The organism is Hymenobacter cavernae, from assembly GCF_014641455.1.
Taxonomy (GTDB): Bacteria; Bacteroidota; Bacteroidia; order Cytophagales; family Hymenobacteraceae; genus Hymenobacter; species Hymenobacter cavernae.
In genome coordinates this window covers 145,275-161,719 of sequence record NZ_BMHT01000001.1, presented here as the reverse complement: position 1 = coordinate 161,719, position 16,445 = coordinate 145,275, and the positions used below count along the sequence as shown (strand labels likewise).

The 16,445-nt window shown below is 54.3% G+C and carries 13 protein-coding genes; 5 read left to right on the top strand and 8 right to left on the bottom strand.

The features are described from left to right. From IEX74_RS00675 to IEX74_RS00645, 7 genes are all read right to left on the bottom strand, one after another. Entirely contained in the window at positions 1-1,233 is a 1,233-nt protein-coding gene (locus IEX74_RS00675) for a carboxypeptidase-like regulatory domain-containing protein (protein ID WP_188809971.1), read from the bottom strand. 163 nt (positions 1,234-1,396) lie between these two features. Next, entirely contained in the window at positions 1,397-2,350 is a 954-nt protein-coding gene (locus tag IEX74_RS00670) for a bifunctional riboflavin kinase/FAD synthetase (RefSeq protein WP_188809969.1), read from the bottom strand. A 32-nt stretch (positions 2,351-2,382) separates the two neighbouring features. Then, on the bottom strand, positions 2,383-3,234 hold the full coding sequence (gene truB, locus IEX74_RS00665) for a tRNA pseudouridine(55) synthase TruB (protein WP_188809967.1): 852 nt from the start codon (positions 3,232-3,234) through the stop codon (positions 2,383-2,385). After that, complete coding sequence (locus IEX74_RS00660; protein ID WP_188809965.1) at positions 3,231-4,037, bottom strand: undecaprenyl-diphosphate phosphatase; 807 nt, start codon at positions 4,035-4,037, stop codon at positions 3,231-3,233. Before IEX74_RS00660 ends, truB begins: the two co-directional genes overlap by 4 nt. A 3-nt stretch (positions 4,038-4,040) precedes the next feature. Then, positions 4,041-4,358, bottom strand: a complete 318-nt coding sequence (locus IEX74_RS00655) for a DUF3098 domain-containing protein (protein ID WP_188809963.1) — start codon at positions 4,356-4,358, stop codon at positions 4,041-4,043. 22 nt (positions 4,359-4,380) lie between these two features. Beyond that, entirely contained in the window at positions 4,381-5,283 is a 903-nt protein-coding gene (locus tag IEX74_RS00650; protein WP_188809961.1) for a cell division protein FtsX, read from the bottom strand. 168 nt (positions 5,284-5,451) lie between these two features. Beyond that, positions 5,452-10,038, bottom strand: coding sequence for a translocation/assembly module TamB domain-containing protein (locus IEX74_RS00645; protein WP_188809959.1), 4,587 nt, complete (start codon positions 10,036-10,038; stop codon positions 5,452-5,454). Positions 10,039-10,234: 196 nt separating this feature from the next. On the opposite strand from IEX74_RS00645, the gene tsaD reads away from it, so the two are divergent. The 5 genes from tsaD to IEX74_RS00620 all read left to right on the top strand — a co-directional run bounded on the left by tsaD (position 10,235) and on the right by IEX74_RS00620 (position 14,832). Continuing rightward, the gene (tsaD, locus tag IEX74_RS00640; RefSeq protein WP_188809958.1) at positions 10,235-11,245 is read left to right on the top strand and encodes a tRNA (adenosine(37)-N6)-threonylcarbamoyltransferase complex transferase subunit TsaD; all 1,011 of its coding nucleotides are present in this window, start codon (positions 10,235-10,237) and stop codon (positions 11,243-11,245) included. A 135-nt stretch (positions 11,246-11,380) separates the two neighbouring features. Next, positions 11,381-11,848 (top strand): SsrA-binding protein SmpB, encoded by a 468-nt coding sequence (smpB, locus tag IEX74_RS00635; RefSeq protein ID WP_188809957.1) that lies wholly within the window; start codon positions 11,381-11,383, stop codon positions 11,846-11,848. Between the two features lie 122 nt (positions 11,849-11,970). Next, positions 11,971-12,774: a C40 family peptidase gene (locus IEX74_RS00630; RefSeq protein WP_229755062.1), complete on the top strand. Its 804-nt coding sequence runs from the start codon at positions 11,971-11,973 to the stop codon at positions 12,772-12,774. An 86-nt stretch (positions 12,775-12,860) separates the two neighbouring features. Further along, on the top strand, positions 12,861-13,355 hold the full coding sequence (locus IEX74_RS00625) for an HNH endonuclease (RefSeq protein ID WP_188809956.1): 495 nt from the start codon (positions 12,861-12,863) through the stop codon (positions 13,353-13,355). Between the two features lie 412 nt (positions 13,356-13,767). Beyond that, positions 13,768-14,832 carry a fatty acid desaturase family protein gene (locus IEX74_RS00620; protein WP_188809955.1) on the top strand — a complete coding sequence of 355 codons (1,065 nt, stop codon included), beginning with the start codon at positions 13,768-13,770 and terminating at the stop codon, positions 14,830-14,832. A gap of 83 nt (positions 14,833-14,915) precedes the next feature. On the opposite strand, the gene IEX74_RS00615 is transcribed toward IEX74_RS00620, so the two are convergent. Continuing rightward, the gene (locus tag IEX74_RS00615) at positions 14,916-16,442 is read right to left on the bottom strand and encodes a RagB/SusD family nutrient uptake outer membrane protein (protein WP_229755061.1); all 1,527 of its coding nucleotides are present in this window, start codon (positions 16,440-16,442) and stop codon (positions 14,916-14,918) included. Positions 16,443-16,445: the final 3 nt, after the last annotated feature.

Below are 16,445 nucleotides of genomic sequence, written 5' to 3'. Positions count from 1 at the left end.
TTACTCAGTCGCAGGCAGGCGATAATCGAAGGGCAATAGCTCTCCCACTTTCTCGAATGCCCAATAGCCCTCGCTCAGAATAGCCAAAGGATTGATAAGGTGCCCATTACGTTCTATTTCGGCGTCCTTATCAAGCAAACTAACAAGCGAAACTTCAGGTTGCGCCCCTGCTATTGCAATTGAAGCTCCTGATGATTGACGCAGAATAGCATCCAGGTAAGCACGATCCGGCCTCTCGCGCAGGTAGGTCACCTGAATAAAATTTTGGAAACGCAGCCACACCTTCTCCGAATTAGGCTGCGTGCCACGCACGCTATCGGGTGGCAGCGGCCGCCGGTAGAGCAAGGAAAGCCTTGGTGATACCTGCTGCCACTGCCTCACCGAGTCATCGGGGAAGCCGCGATGTTGTTGCTGCAAAGCAGCACGCTGAACGCGCAGCAAGCTGTCGGCGCGCTGCCATTTGGGGTTCTGGATATGTTGTACTTTTTGCACCACATAGCCCTCTTCCGTGAGGCGGTTGTCGTACACGCTCTTCAGAAAATGCGGGAGCGAACCTAGGTACGCCTTGCGCCGATTGGCTTCCCAGCGTCGGCGCTTACTGGCGCTGGTAGTTGCTAGCTGCTCAAAAATCGGGTAGCCATAAAACGAGAAGACTTGCCCTTGCAGATCAAGCTGAAAACGCAAACCGTAGTAGCGGATGCAGTAGCCTAGGGCCTGATTATCAATCTCAACGAAAGTAGGGCTACTGGCTGTGAGTAGCTTCTTGTCGGGGTCGTTGTCGACGAAAATTGCTTCCGGATTGCGGATGCGGCATTGACGCGAGAAGCTGGTAGCCCCTAGAAACAGCTGCTCGAAGTGGCGGTAGTCGGCCGCCCGGTTTGGGTTTGGATGCACCACTACTTCGCCTAGCTGGTTCGTCGCTTTTGCAAGAAAAGCATTGATAACCAGCGGTGAGTTAGCAACTGTAATGGTTTGCCGATAGAGTTTGTAACCTAGGTAAGAGATAATAAAATCGTAGTGGCCGGTGGGTACATCGGTTAGTACAAAGCGGCCATTGGCATCTGTGCTGACCCCGCGGGTTGTGTTGGCCAGGAATACACTCGCGTACGCCAGTGGCTCATGCGTAAGCGAGTCGCGAACTTGACCGCCCAGGGTGCCTTGGCTAAATGCTACTCCATAGATTGCTAAGCAGTAAAGCGTTAATAGATATTTTCGTAGAATATGAATAAGCATAGGACGAATAACAGCTTGGTAAGATAAGGCCGAAATATAAGCCTAGCTATGGAAAATGGTGCAGCCTTCTGGCTAGTTGGGCCACATAAAAAAGCAGCTAAACCTCTCGATTTAGCTGCTACCCCTAAATTTTTCATGCTGTGGAGAAAAGCTCCTCGTTGCTCTATCCGCTAATCAGGTGGCGGCGCGCCTCATCGGCATCCTTCGCCAGCTGGGCTTTGAGGGCATCCAAGCCGTCGAACTTCTGCTCGTCGCGGAGCCGGGCTACAAACTGCACCGTCAGCGGCTGATCGTATAAGTCGCCGTCGAAGTCGAGCAGGTGGGCTTCAACGGTTTGGGATAGGTCGCCGCCCACAGTCGGGCGCACACCGATGTTCAGCATGGCCTGATACGTGTCACCCTCGGCAGTGGTCGCCATCACGGCGTACACGCCGCGACTTGGAATCTGTTTCAACGGCTCCTCGCTCACCATGTTGGCCGTCGGGTAGCCGATGGTGCGACCTAGCTGCTTGCCTCGCACCACGGTGCCCGTAAAGGTATAGGGGTAGCCTAGGTAGCGGTTGGCCGTTTGCACGTCGCCGCTTTCCAGGGCTCGCCGAATCCGGGAGCTGCTTACCCCAACTTCATCCACATCGGCGCGCGGAATTTCTTCGACTTCCATGCCGTAGCGGTCGGCGTTCTGGCTCAGGTACTCGAAGCTGCCTTCGCGGTTTTTGCCAAAACGGTGGTCGTAGCCAATGACCAGCTTGTGCGTGCCAACGGTCTGGATGAGAAGCCGTTGGATATACTCTTCGGAAGAAAGCTCAGCAAATTCTTTGGTAAAAGGCACCACCAGCAGGTAGTCGACCTCCGCTTTTCCCAGCAGCGCAATGCGCTCATCTAAGGTGGAAAGCAGGTGCAGGTCGAGGGGCTGCGGGTGGGCGAGGGGCGGGGCCAGCACCAGCCGCGGGTGCGGCCAGTAGGTAATCACGACGGCCGGCGCCTGATCCTGGCGGGCTACTTCCAGCAGGCGGCGCAGAATCTTCTGGTGCCCTACGTGTACGCCATCGAAGGTGCCGCTGGTCACGACAGCATTGCCGAGGTGCGGAAACTGCGCCGGGTCCTGAATGACTTGCATGGGCAAAAGATCAAAGATTAGTAATAAAGCGGTCAGTCGGCACCAAACGGAGCGGGGGCGGAGTCTGCTTCCGAAGTTGCATCCCGCCCTGTTGCGCTTGCCGCCGGGTTTTCAGCGCTCGTCGGGGCCACATATGCCTGAATACGGCGACGGGGTGGGCGTTGGTTCGGGTTAGTTGCGCCAGCGGGCGCTTCTGGTCGAGCTGGGCGCGGTGGAGCGAGGGCCTGAATGGCTTCCATCGTGAGGGCATCTGCCAGGCGGTACTCCCCGATGCGGGTGCGCACGAGCGATGTCAGGTGAGCACCGCAGCCGAGCGCCAAACCTAGGTCGCGGGCCAGACTGCGGATGTAGGTGCCCTTGGTGCACACCACCCGAAACTGCACTTCCGGCAGCGCAATGTGCGTGAGCTCGAAGGTTTTAATCTCAATCTGCTTCGACTTGATTTCGGCCGAGTCGCCGCGCCGCGCCAGTTCGTAGGCACGTTCTCCGTTCACTTTCACCGCTGAGTAAAGCGGCGGCGTCTGGTTGATGATTCCCACAAAGGACTGCGTGGCAGCCCGGATTTCAGCTTCCGTCAGATGCTCGTAGGGCAAGCTGGCATCCACGGGCGTCTCCAGGTCGAAGCTAGGTGTCGTCTGACCTAAGCGGAAGGTGCCGGTATATTCTTTTTCCTGCGCCTGAATCAGGTCAATCTGTTTGGTTTTCTTGCCGGTGCACAGAATGAGCAGGCCCGTCGCTAATGGATCTAGGGTGCCGGCGTGCCCGATTTTGCGGATGCGCAGCGTATTCTTCACCTTGCGCACCACGTCAAATGAAGTCCAGGTCAGGGGCTTATCGAGCAGCAATACCTCGCCCGCTTCGAAGTCAAAGGAATGCTGACTCATACCAGATTCAGGTTGATACCCAAGGCAATCATAATCAGCAGCAGTCCACCCACAATAACGCGATAGATGCCGAAGACGCGGAAACCATATTTGGCCACAAAGCCCACAAACAGCCGAATCGCAATCAGGGCCACGATGAAGGCGATGACGTTGCCAAACAGCAACTGCTTGATTTCGGTAGACGACAGTGCAGCGTTGTCCTGGTAATAGTCCAGCATGTCTTTAGCCGCGGCGGCAGCCATCGTTGGCATGGCCAAGAAAAAGGCAAACTCAGCGGCAGCCCGGCGCGTGAGCTTCTGGGTAAGGCCCCCGATGATGGTAGCCGCCGAACGGCTAACCCCCGGCACCACCGCTATGCACTGGAAAAGTCCGATAATGAACGCTTCCTTGTAGCTGGGCGTCGTGACGGGGTGGCCGCCCACGGTAGGTTCTTCCTGCGGAAACCAGCGGTCCACGAACATCAGCACGATGCCGCCTACCAGCAGCATCACTGCCACCACCGTCACCGATTCTAACAGCGCGTCGATGTGTTTCTTGAGCAGTAGTCCCACAACTACAATCGGCAGAAAAGCGACCAGCAGCTTCAGGTAAAAATTGATGTTCTGGAAAAAGCGCCGCCAATACACGGCAAACACCGACAGTATGGCTCCTAGCTGAATCACCACCAGATAAAGCTTGGTGAATGCCGTGGCCGGAATACCTAGCAAGGCTAGGGTGATAATCATGTGCCCGGTGCTGGAAACGGGCAAAAACTCAGTAATACCTTCTACAAGCGCGAGCAGAAAGGCGTGCCAATAACTCATCTATTAGCGCTTATAAGTGGGACGAGCCGGCGCGGCAGGCGGCGAGAGAGGAGCCAGCGGCTGGTTTACAGTCGTGGGAGCCGTTGCTCCATTCGCCACGGGCGCCGAGCTGTCGGGCCGCACCATAATGGCGAAAAACTCGATGATAAGGCCGATAACCAGCAGAATCGGACCTAGGGTAATACCCAGAAAACCTTCGCCGTAGTCAGTCGAGTCGAGGGTCATGGTGATAAAGCCGATAGCTAGGATGGCCAAGCCGATGAACATCAGCCGGTAGTTGCGCCGTCCGAACGCAAAGCGTGGAGTCTGATCTTGAAGCATATGGATTGAGTTCTAAATTCTTTTAATACAAATCGTCCAACGACAAACCTAGGTATTTGCGCACGGCTCGGTAAGAGCTTAGAAAGCCGATAATGCAACCCAGTCCAATCAGCGCGGCGAACAGTAGAGCAATTAGCCGGTCGTCGCGCAGAACGCGCAGCTCATCTACTTGCAAGTAAGCGTATTGTAGCAGTGCCAGAAGCGTGAGGCCGGCCAGTATTCCGCTCATAAAGCCCTGCCAGGTCGCGCGGCGCAAAAAGGGACGCTGAATGAAAAATGACGTTGCGCCCACCAGCTGCATACTCCGGATGAGGAAGCGCTGCGAGTACAGCGCCAGACGGATCGTGTTGTTAATCAGCACGACTACCACAATCGTCAGCAGAGCGGCAAAGGTGAGCAGCACCAGGCTGATGCGGCGCAGGTTTTTGTTAACTGAATCAATGAGGCTCTGCACGTACGCCACATCATCGACGCCGGACTCGGCGCGCAACTCGTCGGTGATGCGGCGCATGTTAAGTGAGTCGGAGTACTCGGCGTTGATGTTCAGGATGAAGGCGTCGTGTAGTGGGTTGTCGCCGAGCAGTTGCCGAAACTGGCTGTCATCGGCAGGGCCTAGCAGTTCGCGGGCCGCTTCTTCCTTGGAAAGGAAGCGCACTTGGGGCTGGTCGCCTTTGTAGGCAATGTATTTCTTGCGGGCAAAATCCTGATGCAGGCGCAGGAGCTGCGTTTCGGGCAGGTCTCGGTCCAGAAACACCTGAACCTCAATGCTTTCCTTGACAACCGTTGAAAGCCGGTGGGCGTGAATCAAGAGCAGCCCAAACAACCCGATGACCAGCAGCGCCAGCGTAATGCTGAAAACTACCATCGTGTGCGGGTAGCTACCGAGCGTTTTCTTACGAATGGGCGAACGTTGCAACTGAGCCATGTAGGGCAAAGGTCATTTAACATTTACCATTTATCAATTAACATTTAACATTTATCACCTGCTGGAATGTATTCTGCGCTGTAATAACCTGACTGTGAGTTATAAAACCTCGCCATTGCCGACTGGTAGATGATAAATGTTAAATGATAGATGTTAAATGTTGAATGATTACATGATTGTTCGGGGGTCGTCATCTACGTTGAGCACTTCGCGGGCACGACGCCGGGCGGCTTCGCGGCGGCGCAGGCGCTTGCGGGCAAAAAGCTCCTGGAATGAGTCAAATTGCTGCGTATTCAGCAAGCTGAGGCCGGCGCGGGGCTGGTTGATGGTTTCCAGGTCGCGTGGCGTGGTTTCGTAGCGGAGCTTCGCCCGGAACTTGCCATCGGCTTGCAGGTAATATTCCAGGCTCAGGTCGCCAAGCAAGCTAGCCTGGTTGGAGGTAGTGGTAGTAGAGCCAAAGCCGCCGGAAGTATTGGCGCTGGAACTGAAGCCGCCCTCCCGCGTTACGCGCAGCCGCCCGTTCATAAAGCTGTAACTCAGACGCACTTGCAACGCCTGCAACTGCTCCGATGTCAGGCCGTTGATGTTGAAGTCGATTTCCAGGTTCTGGTCAATCTGCGAAGTCAGCAAACCTAGCTGCGAAGACACAATCTGTCCTAGGCTGTTTTGCAGCTTGTTGTCCTGGCCTTGCAGAGAAAGCTGCGTAAACTGCCCCTGTGGGGATAATTGCTTGAAAACTAGCAAGCTAAATACCTGTCGGTTTAGCTCCTGCTCATCGTTGCGGAGCGCCGAGGTAAAGGCCACCAGGTCGCCTTCCAGCGTTGAGGGCGCATCGTTGAACTCCAAACCTAGCTTGATGGTGGGCAGCAACAAGGGACCGGTCAGGTTCATGACGGCCGTGACGGGCACCACGGCGCCGTTGCTGGTCGTATTGCCGGAGTTGGTAGAGCCCTGAAACAGTGGAGCCAGCGACGTCCGCTGCGTGTACGTGGCCGTTACGTTCATTTCCCCGGCCAGCGGGTCGCCGTTCCAGGTAATTAGACCGCCCGGTCGCACCACAAATTCTTTATTCACAAGCCCTTGCAATGTGAAATTGTAGGCGCCGCGTACAATCTCCACTTGTCCGAACATGTTGAAGTCGCCGCGGGTGTCGATGTTCAGGCGCAGCTGCCCCACCGCCGTTCCGCGGATGATGTCGCCGGTACTTTCGTCCAGCAGAATCTCCATGTAGGCATCCGGGGTTATATCCAGGTTCATGTTCAGGCGAATGCCCGACAGGTCAATCTTCTGCGCCGCTGCTACCGGTACGCTGACGGTCGTGGTAGTATCCCGAATGTTGTGATTAACGAAACGGATGTAGTTCGCTTTCTGCGCCTTAGCTGCATTGTCGAGCGGCAGTGAAAGGCGCGTGCCGGCTTCGCTCTTGGCATTCACGCGAATGAACAGGTTGTCGGCGGGGCCACGCACGGTGGCGTCGCCGGTGGCAAACGCCTGCCCGAAATACAGCTCATTGTCCTTACGTATGGTGTTGAGCACCTGAAGCTTGCGGAAAGTGCCGCGTAAGTCCAAGCGCATATCCTGAAAACCTTTGTAGTAGATGTTGCCATCCACGGTACCTAGGTTGCCGAACACATCGCGCACCCGAATCTCGCGCAACGAAATGCCATCTTCCGCAAAGCGGATGCGGTCGGCGAAGGTGTAGGTGGTACCTAGGTAGCCGAAGGTGATACGCCCACCCGTCACGTCGACGTTGCCGACCAGATTAGGCGCTTTGAGCGGACCGTAGAGGTGGAGCATTCCCACAGCCGTGCCACCCATATCACGAAATAACGTCCGCAGCAGCGGCTCGGCCAGCTTGATTGGCGCATTATCGAGCATCGCCGTAAGGTCGAGCGGCTCGGTACTGTTCGGCGCGTAGGTGCCGGTTACGTGCACCACACGCTGCGCATCGCGCAGCACATCCAAGTCCATCAAGAGCCGATTATTGCGGTTGTCCCAATCGCCTTTGCCCGTCACGTTGCCGATCAGCACGTTGTCGAATTTCAGGGAGTCTACGTTCAGGGTATTGTTGATAATTGCGGTGTTATAAACATTGCTGATGCTTCCTTCAGCGTTTACCCGACCCATAATGTTCTGAGTGGTCAGGGAGCTAAGCGTACCTAGCTCGAAGTTCTTCACAGCTAGTTGGAGCTGTTTGGCGGGGTCGGTTGAAATAAAGCCCTGCGCGCTCACGCTCTGCGGACCGTTGCTCAGAGAGAGGTTCCTGATATCGAACTCCTTGCCTTGTCCGGAGATGATAACTGAGTTGTCAGCCGCAATTGTCCAGTGTTTATTCAGCAGATCTACGCCCGACTCGCGGAACACGACCTGCACGGCATTTGGCAGAAACGACAAAGCCCCGTTGATGCTGGCCCGGTTGGTTGTGCCGGTTTGGGCTACGGAGGTCGAGAAGTTAATCTTCTCCTGGTCCCACACGCCTTCCACGTAGAACTTCTCGGTGTTGCCTAGCCCTGGAACAATTTGACGCTCAGAAGTTACGTTAGCCTGGGCCAGCACTTCCGGCTGGTTAGGCAGCTTCGAGGTGTTAAATTCAAAGTCATTATTGATGACCTTCAGGCTATCATATTGCACACTGGCTACGTGGCCGCCCAGGGAGAAAATGGACGTGGGCGCGTTGCGGAACGAGCCATCAATGTGGGAGTAATCGGAAATAGTGAGCTGCGGCATGAACAGGTGCAGCACCGGGTTGACCTGCTTCAAGTACAGGTTCAGCCCGATTTGATATTCTGCGCTGGTCTGTTGCCGCTTCCGGCGGTAGTAGTTGGCAATAGCGGCATCGTTGCTCTCAAAATTGAGGCGATATTCCGTGAGTAGCGTCTGCACATCGCGGATGATATTGGAGAAGTGATAATTGCCGGTCGCAGTCAGGTTCAGCACTTCTGAGCGCACCGTAAGTTGGCGTTCGGTCCCCGTGCGCTGGCTCACCACGTCGAACGTATCAATAGGCACGGTGCGCCCCTGAAAACCTAGCTCAGAGTTGCGCAGCTGAATGCGGCCCAGTAACTCATCGAGGCGCAGACCGGTAAAACGCACGTCGGCCGTCGTAGCCACCGTGACGTGCTGCTGCGTGAAACCTAGGGCGCGAAGATCGGCGCGGCGGACCAAGGCCCGCACATCAATGGATTGGTGGCTTTTATTCAGGTCGACGCTGCCATTGGCCGTGACTTGCAGGCTAGGGTCGTTCACGGCGAGCTTGCCGGCAAATGCCTGCTGCCGGAACTGGCCGTTGGTGGTCACGTTGTGGAAGCGGTAGCCGTTCAGCCAAATGCTTTGCACAGTGGCGTTGGCCGTGAGCCGCGCGCCTTCTGCCGTAAAGCCGACGCCTTCCACGCGCCCGCTCATCGTGATGTCACGAATCACGTCTTCCTTGCCCAGTAATTTGCCCAGCTGAAATGCGGTGGTTTTCACGTCGCCCTCGTAAGTCGAGAAGCGCGGGTCGCTTTTGAACTTAAGGTTCACGTCCGAAACCACGTTGCCCAGGGCCGTATTGAAGCGGCCGTTCGCCACGAAGTCGTTGTAAAAACCCAGAAACTGTCCCTGAAAGCGTACCAAGCCGAGCCGCTGCACGTAGGGCCAGCCCGACGCCGGCACGTAGCGGCGCACGTCGCGCCCATCTATCACGGAGGGCTTCAGGCGCATTTCCACGAAGCTAGCTTTCAGATCGGGGAGGCCTTCCACGTTGATGTTGCCCACTACGTGCGTGTTCTTGCCGTAGCGAATATCGAGGTTCTTGGTGGTGAAGTTCTTCACGATGCCCTTGGCTTCACCCGAAATCAAGACCGTTTCGTTCCAGTCTTCCACTTGCGGGGCAAACTTGGCAATGTCGTCGGTGTTCACGCGTGACGGACCTAGGTTGGCTACCACGCGCACCGAGTCGTTGAAGTCGGTGAAGTTCAGGAAATGCTTGTACTCGAAGCGTATATAGTTCAGCAGCTGACTGTTCTGTACGCGCAGGTTTAGGTTCTTGAATTCCCAGAACTTGCCCGCGTACGTCATGTTGGCCGTTAGCTCGCGCAGCCGGGTTTGGGAAGGGATGTCGATAGCGCGCAGGCCATTGACCTGGGCGTGAATGGTGTCACCTTTTAGCCAGAGCTGCGAGGCATCGGCGTACACGCTGTCGATGTACATGTGCGCGTAATCCATCGCCTTGCCGTAGGTAGCGGCTTTCGGCTCATCCTGCCTATCGAGCACGAAGCGGGCGTTGCGCAGACCAATGGCTTCAATCTGAAAATCAAAGGGTTTGCTGGCCTTCTTGGTCGTGTCAGCCGGACCAATCAGGCGCTTTACGGCGCCAATAAACTCGTCTAGGTTCGTTGAATCGGGCTGGTTGGCGTACGTCACCAAGTCAAAGCGTGGCTCCTCCAGCGTGAGCTTACCCACGTGCAGGTGGCTAGGGTCGAACAGCGAAAACAGCCGAATGTCGGCGTCAGCTCGTCCAATGTTGAACAGTTCGTTCCCACGCTTATCGAGCACCCGCACGCCCTCCAGCAGCACCCGCGTGAAAGGCCTAATATCAACCCGCGTCACGATGACTTGGTGCTTGAGCTTATCCGTGAGGATGGCTGCCGCTCGGTGGGCTAGGTTGGTCTGCACACTCGGCAGGCGCAAGGCTAACAACGCACCACCAACCGCCAGTAACACCAACACCAGTAAGGTGATGAGCACTCGGAGCGTGATGGTGATAAAACGAGGCACAGGCAGCGGAAAGTTGGTAAGATAACGACAAAGATGCGGAGTTGTACGCAACCATGCCGGATGCGGAGGTGCCAAACTGGCTTACGTAGTAAACCTTAATCGGAAGCTGTATTGTTCAGATAAGGAAAAAAAGGATTGGTTTAACGATTTAGCCGACCTTTGCAACTTGCGCTAACTGCTTTACTTTTCAGAACGAATGTCTTCTCCTATTATTCTGGCAATTGAGTCATCGTGTGATGATACCTCGGCCGCGGTGATGGTCGGGGGCGAAATCCGCGCCAACGTGGTAGCCACGCAACAGGTGCACGAGCAGTACGGCGGGGTGGTGCCGGAGCTAGCTTCACGGGCGCACCAGCAACACCTCATCCCGGTGGTGCAGGAGGCCATGCGCCGCGCCAAGATATCGAAAGACGAGCTAGATGCTGTGGCTTTCACGCAGGGGCCAGGCTTGCTAGGTTCTTTGCTGGTGGGCAGTATGTTCGCCAAAACCTTTGCCTTGGCCCTCGGCAAGCCGTTGTTGGCCGTGAACCACATGCGTGCTCACATTCTGGCGCACTTCATCAAAGATCCTAAACCTAGCTTTCCATTCCTGTGCCTCACTGTGAGCGGCGGCCACACGCAGCTGGTAGTGGTACGCAGCCCGATGGAAATGGACGTTATCGGGCAGACCATCGACGACGCGGCCGGCGAGGCCTTCGACAAAACCGCCAAGCTGCTAGGTCTGCCGTACCCTGGCGGTCCGCACCTCGATAAGCTAGCCCGTAGCGGCAATCCGTTGCGCTTTCCGTTCCCCGTGGGCACTATGGCCGGCTACGACTTTTCCTTCAGCGGCCTCAAAACGGCAGTGCTGTATTTTTTGCGCCAGCAAACCGCCAAGGATGAGCAGTTTATCCAGAACAACCTAGCCGACCTCTGCGCCAGCATTCAGCACACTATCATCCAGACGCTGCTGCGCCAACTCATCCGTGCGGCCAAGGACCAGGAGCTGACGCAAATAGCCTTAGCTGGTGGCGTGGCGGCCAACTCGGGCCTGCGGACCACATTGCAGGAGCTAGCCACCGAAAAAGGCTGGGAGGTATTCATCCCCGATTTCGAGTTTTGCACCGATAATGCCGCTATGGTTGCCATGACCGGTCATTTTCAGTACGAAGCCGGCGATTTTGCCAGCCAACTCGTAAGCCCTGATCCACGTTTGAAATTAACCTAGCTTTTAGAAGTGTTGAATTTCAGGAATGCTGAGTCCTAAATGTTGAGTGTTGAATTATTGTCAAATCTGGCTTCCATTTAACATTCAAAATTTAACCCTCAACATTCAACATTTCGAGACACTTCAAAACGAAGAATGGCAAAAGATACCGCTCCTAAGAAGATAAACATCGTTAACCGTCGGGCTAGCCACGAATATGCGTTTCTGGCCAAGTACGACGCGGGGCTGATGCTGCAAGGCACTGAAATCAAGAGTATTCGCGACGGCAACGTGAACATGCAGGATGGTTTCTGCATCTTCCATCCCGATGGCAGTCTGTGGGTGCACAACCTCACCATTGCCAAGTACACCGAGGGTACCTACAACAACCACGAGCCCACCCGCGAGCGAAAGCTGCTGCTCACTAAGCGCGAGCTGAAGCAGCTAGCCGGTAAAAATCAGGAGCAGGGCCTTACCATCATTCCCATCCGCATGTTCGTGAATGACCGAGGCTTTGCGAAGCTAGAAATTGCCTTAGCCAAAGGCAAAAAGCTTTACGACAAGCGCGAAGACCTCAAAGCTAAAGATCAAAAGCGCGAAATGGACCGCACCCGCGACTATTAAGAGCAACTGAGTAGCTGACTAATTGAGTAATATTGCTCAACTGATCTAGCCCTTATTCAGCTACTCAGTCATTCAGCTATTCTGATGAAGACAAGCAGTTACTCAATTACTCAGTTACTCTTTTGGAACACGGAATTTGCGCGTTGAGCGCTGTGCCGGTGCGCGCCGAGCCTGCCGATAGGGCAGAGCAAGTGACGGAGCTAGCTTTTGGCGAATGCTACAGCATACTGCTCACGCAAGGCAATTGGTATCAAATCCGCGTGGCGGCCGACGAGTACGTGGGCTGGATTTTCTACAATCAGCACCAGCCCGTCACGCCCGGCTACTTTGCCGACTGGCAGGCCCAAGACCATCCGCGCAGCCTCGACTTGGTACAGCTCGTGAGCGACGCTACCACGCGCATTCCTGTGACCCTAGGCACGCGCCTGCCGTTCTTCGATGGCATGATGCTGCGAGTAGGGGAGCAGCAATTTTTCTACAATGGCGCCGCCACTAACCCACAGAACGGCCACGGTCCGCACGGCAGCCCCGAAAAGCGCCTCGCTTTACTGATGAAAATGGCGCAGTTCTTCCTGAAAGCGCCCTATCGTTGGGGTGGCAAGTCGTTGTTCGGTGTCGATTGCTCGGGGCTGATGCAGCAACTCTACGGCCTAGTCGGGTACCAACTCCCGCGTGATGCCCGCCAGCAGATTGACCACGGCCGCGTGGTGCATTTCGTTTCCCAAACTCTACCCGGCGACCTAGCTTTCTTCGACAACGCCGACGGCGCCATTGTGCACGTAGGATTGCTTCTAGAAGATCAGCAGATTCTGCACGCCAGCGGCGAAGTGCGAATCGACCCACTCGACCACAACGGTATCTACAATCGGCAGCGCCAAAAGTACACGCACAAGCTACGGCTGATTAAACGCGTATTACCGGAATAGTACCTAAACTAACCACGAGAGCCTATTGTTAATACGCTTAGAATCACCTAGCTTTCCGCTAGACCAGATTCCACCGGACCAAGCGTATGGACCAAAAAGTTCTTGTTTTGAATGGCGACTACACTGCCATTACGCTGTGCAGCGTGCAGAAGGCTTTCGTGCTACTCTTTCTCGACAAAGCCGAGATGATAGCTAAGTCGGAACACGGCACGCTGCGCACCATCAGCCAGGCCTATCCTAAACCTAGCATCATTCGGTTGCAGCGCTACGTGCGGGTGCCCTACAAAGGCATTGCCCTGAGCCGCCACAACATCATGAAGCGCGACCATTTTGAGTGTCAGTACTGCGGCTCGACCAAAAACCTGACCCTCGACCACGTGCTGCCCCGCAGCCGCGGTGGTGAGTCGTCGTGGACGAACTTACTCACGGCTTGCGCCCGTTGCAACCATGCCAAAGGGCACCGCACTCCGCACGAAGCCGGTCTCACGATACGTCAGCAGCCCAAAAAACCAACTTTATCTGGTTTCTTAAAGCTTAGTGCCGGCACCATAGACCAAAACTGGCACGACTACCTCAACTGAAAAAGCCACCCCAGCGGGTGGCTTTTTTGTGTTTTCAAGCTTAGGAAGGCTTCGTAAGCAGAGCTAGCTGTCGAGGTATTTACAGGTTGCTCATGAACGCAAGTAAGTCCTGATTCAGGTGGTCCTTCTTTTGCAGGCTCAGCGTTAGTTGCTAGGAGGCTATCTCTTCTGCTAAACTCGTTAGTTGGCCGGTGGAGAAGTAAAAATGCTAGGTAAGGTTTTTAGAGCAGTCATAATTATATACATCCATGCTAAATAGCGACAAGCTGAGTCACTTAAGCAGTATAATGCTCTTTAGTAAAGGTACTATCCGGAGTCTCGTAGGCTTTTCATAACCAGCAACTGAATCAAAGCTGAGCCATACAGGTTAAAGGAGTTCTACCTTTGCTGGTAGTTCACCTAATGCTTCCTGATGTCAATCCCCAAATTCGCGGCTTCGCGGTCTTTTCACACTGAGCTTAAAACCAGAATCAACGACTACTTCGCGGAAGCTGGCAAAGCAACTACCGGCGATGCTAGCCTGTTTGTCAAAGCTATTATTCTCACGGCTTCTTTTGTAGCCGTTTACCTGCACCTGGTGTTTCTGACGCCGCCCGGCTGGGTAGCGCTGGCCGAATGTGCGCTGCTAGGCCTCATTGGGTCTGCAATCGGTTTCAACGTGATGCACGATGGCGCCCATGGTAGCTTCAGCAAGTCGAAGTGGATCAATCAGTTTGCCTCCTTTACGCTGAATGTGCTAGGTGGCAACAGCTTCATGTGGAACATGAAACATAACCTCATTCACCACATGTACACCAACGTAGATGGTGTGGATGACGACATTGATGCCCAGCCTTGGCTGCGCCTGAGCAGCACCCAGCCGCGCTACAAGATGCACCGTTTTCAGCACCTGTACTTCTGGTTTTTCTACTCCCTTCTCTTCATTGCCTGGATCTTCTTCATGGACTACCAGAAGTACTTCAAAGGCAAGATCGGCGCCATGCCCATCAAGAAGATGAGCGCTATCGATCAATCCGTGTTCTGGGGTTTCAAGGCGCTACACCTAGGTCTGTTTATGGTGCTACCTATTTATATGGTAGGCTTTTGGGCGTGGCTGATTGGCTTTATCGTATTCACTACGGTGGTTGGCTTCACCATGAGCATTGTGTTCCAGCTAGCGCACACCGTCGAGCACGCGGCCTTCCCCATGCCCGATGAAATCACGCACAAGCTGGAAGATGAGTGGGCCATCCACCAGATCAGAACCACCGCCAACTTCGCCACCGATAATAAAGTTATCAGCTGGTTGGTAGGTGGCCTGAACTTCCAGGTAGAACACCACTTATTCCCCACGATTTCGCACGTTCACTATCCCGCTCTGAACAAGATCATCAAGCAGGCTTGCGCTGAGTTTGGGGTTGAGTACAACGAATACCCTAAGATGCGCTACGCAGTAGCATCGCACGTCGCGCACCTGCGCGAGATGGGACGCAAGTAGCAGCCTGTTTCTGATATTAAACCTAGGTTCAATAAAAAGGCCTTCCCACTCGGGAAGGCCTTTTTATTGAAGAACTCAGACTACTAATTACGTGTCATTGCCCGGTTGGCTGCTAGCTCTGTAGCAGGAATTGGCCAAATATAATTTGGCTTATCAGGTGTGATTGCAGGCACAGAGCCTTTGCCGGGAATGGTTGCCTTCAGTCGCATGAGGTCGATGTTGCGAATACCTTCGCCCAGGAATTCAATTCGCCTCTGTAGCAAGGTCGCATTAACGGCTTCGTCTACCGTTTTAAACTCCGGGAAAGTAACCGGTGGAGTAGGCGGAGTAGTAACCGGCGCTGGATTGGAGCGCTGAAGTATTGTGTTTAGAATAGCTACCGCCTGTGGGTCCTTAGGGCCAGCAGTACGGAAGCGAGCCTCCGCCAAGCTCAGTAGCACTTCGGCATACCGGATTACGGGCGCCTTATCGGTCCAACCACTAGCAGAACCTGTAGGGTACTTTTTAAGGTACGATGCAGTGCCAATAGTCGTTACAAAGCTGGTGCGACGAGCATCGTTGGCCGGCCAAGCAGGGTTAGCGAGGATACCGGCTGAGTTCAAGCTAAACTCTGGGTTCGTACCACCTAATGAAGCAGGAAGGTAATAGTAAGCTAACTGGTTTTGCGTACCAGGCTGGTTCTGAGTCGTGAACGGAAAGCTTAGGATGCTTTCTGATGTTTCTTGCGGTGGAGCAAATACTGCTGCTATGGACGGGCTCAAGGCATGTGCTACTCCTCTGGTTGCTGTAAATGGAGCAGTAAGCGAGACAATTTTGTTGGCTTCTCGAATTACATCATCGTAGAGGCCCATACTTAAGTAAACACGTGTCTTGAGCGCAATGGCCGTGTTGCGGTGTGCCCGGGTAACATTTAGGATAGAGCTAGAATAGCTTAGTGGCAAGTTCTGCTCAGCGTATTCTAAATCCGCTACTATTTGCTTGTAAACATCGGCTACTGAACTCCGAGCTAGATCGTTATTGGTCAGGTCAGATTCAGCTTGCAGACGTAGGGGCAAGCCCGGATTATTGCCGTTGTTATCGGTATAAGGCTTAGCGTAAAGCTGTAGGAGTGAATAATAGCTCAGTGCCCGTAGAAATCGAGCTTCAGCCTGATAGTTGACAGCAGTCGTAGTAGCAAAACTCTCTGGGAAAATAGGTGCTACAAACTTGCTCGTATTAGCGTCAAGGCCTGCTAGGAAGACATTAATCTGGTTGATAGCTTGATATCCAGCTGTCCAGAGGTTAATTACATCGTTCTGAGAGGTTTCTGTCAATGTGTGATTCCACACCTGTAGGGCAGTAATTGCATTCGAAGTGCGATTCAGAAAATCATCAGCCCGAACGTCGCCATATACTTGGTAGCGCCCACCCAAAAAGTTGCCAACCTTTACGTACGAGTATAAGGAGTTGATCTGTAGAGAAACACGGGCGGGTGTGTCATATACAGCTTCAGGGAGAAGGGCAGCTTCTGGAACTGGATTAAGTTGATCAGTATCGCACGAAGGCGCACCTATGCCTAGCAGTGCCAAGCAAGCCACCATGGCCGCTTTTTTCTTTATTGATGTATTCATTAG

What these genes read in the sequence shown, in the direction of transcription:
- IEX74_RS00655 (WP_188809963.1), bottom strand. Translation starts at nt 4,358, where the DNA reads ATGCTTCAAGATCAGACTCCACGCTTTGCGTTCGGACGGCGCAACTAC.
- IEX74_RS00615 (WP_229755061.1), bottom strand. Translation starts at nt 16,442, where the DNA reads ATGAATACATCAATAAAGAAAAAAGCGGCCATGGTGGCTTGCTTGGCA.
- IEX74_RS00650 (WP_188809961.1), bottom strand. Translation starts at nt 5,283, where the DNA reads ATGGCTCAGTTGCAACGTTCGCCCATTCGTAAGAAAACGCTCGGTAGC.
- smpB (WP_188809957.1), top strand. Translation starts at nt 11,381, where the DNA reads ATGGCAAAAGATACCGCTCCTAAGAAGATAAACATCGTTAACCGTCGG.
- IEX74_RS00620 (WP_188809955.1), top strand. Translation starts at nt 13,768, where the DNA reads ATGTCAATCCCCAAATTCGCGGCTTCGCGGTCTTTTCACACTGAGCTT.
- IEX74_RS00670 (WP_188809969.1), bottom strand. Translation starts at nt 2,350, where the DNA reads ATGCAAGTCATTCAGGACCCGGCGCAGTTTCCGCACCTCGGCAATGCT.
- tsaD (WP_188809958.1), top strand. Translation starts at nt 10,235, where the DNA reads ATGTCTTCTCCTATTATTCTGGCAATTGAGTCATCGTGTGATGATACC.
- IEX74_RS00675 (WP_188809971.1), bottom strand. Translation starts at nt 1,233, where the DNA reads ATGCTTATTCATATTCTACGAAAATATCTATTAACGCTTTACTGCTTA.
- IEX74_RS00660 (WP_188809965.1), bottom strand. Translation starts at nt 4,037, where the DNA reads ATGAGTTATTGGCACGCCTTTCTGCTCGCGCTTGTAGAAGGTATTACT.
- truB (WP_188809967.1), bottom strand. Translation starts at nt 3,234, where the DNA reads ATGAGTCAGCATTCCTTTGACTTCGAAGCGGGCGAGGTATTGCTGCTC.
- IEX74_RS00625 (WP_188809956.1), top strand. Translation starts at nt 12,861, where the DNA reads ATGGACCAAAAAGTTCTTGTTTTGAATGGCGACTACACTGCCATTACG.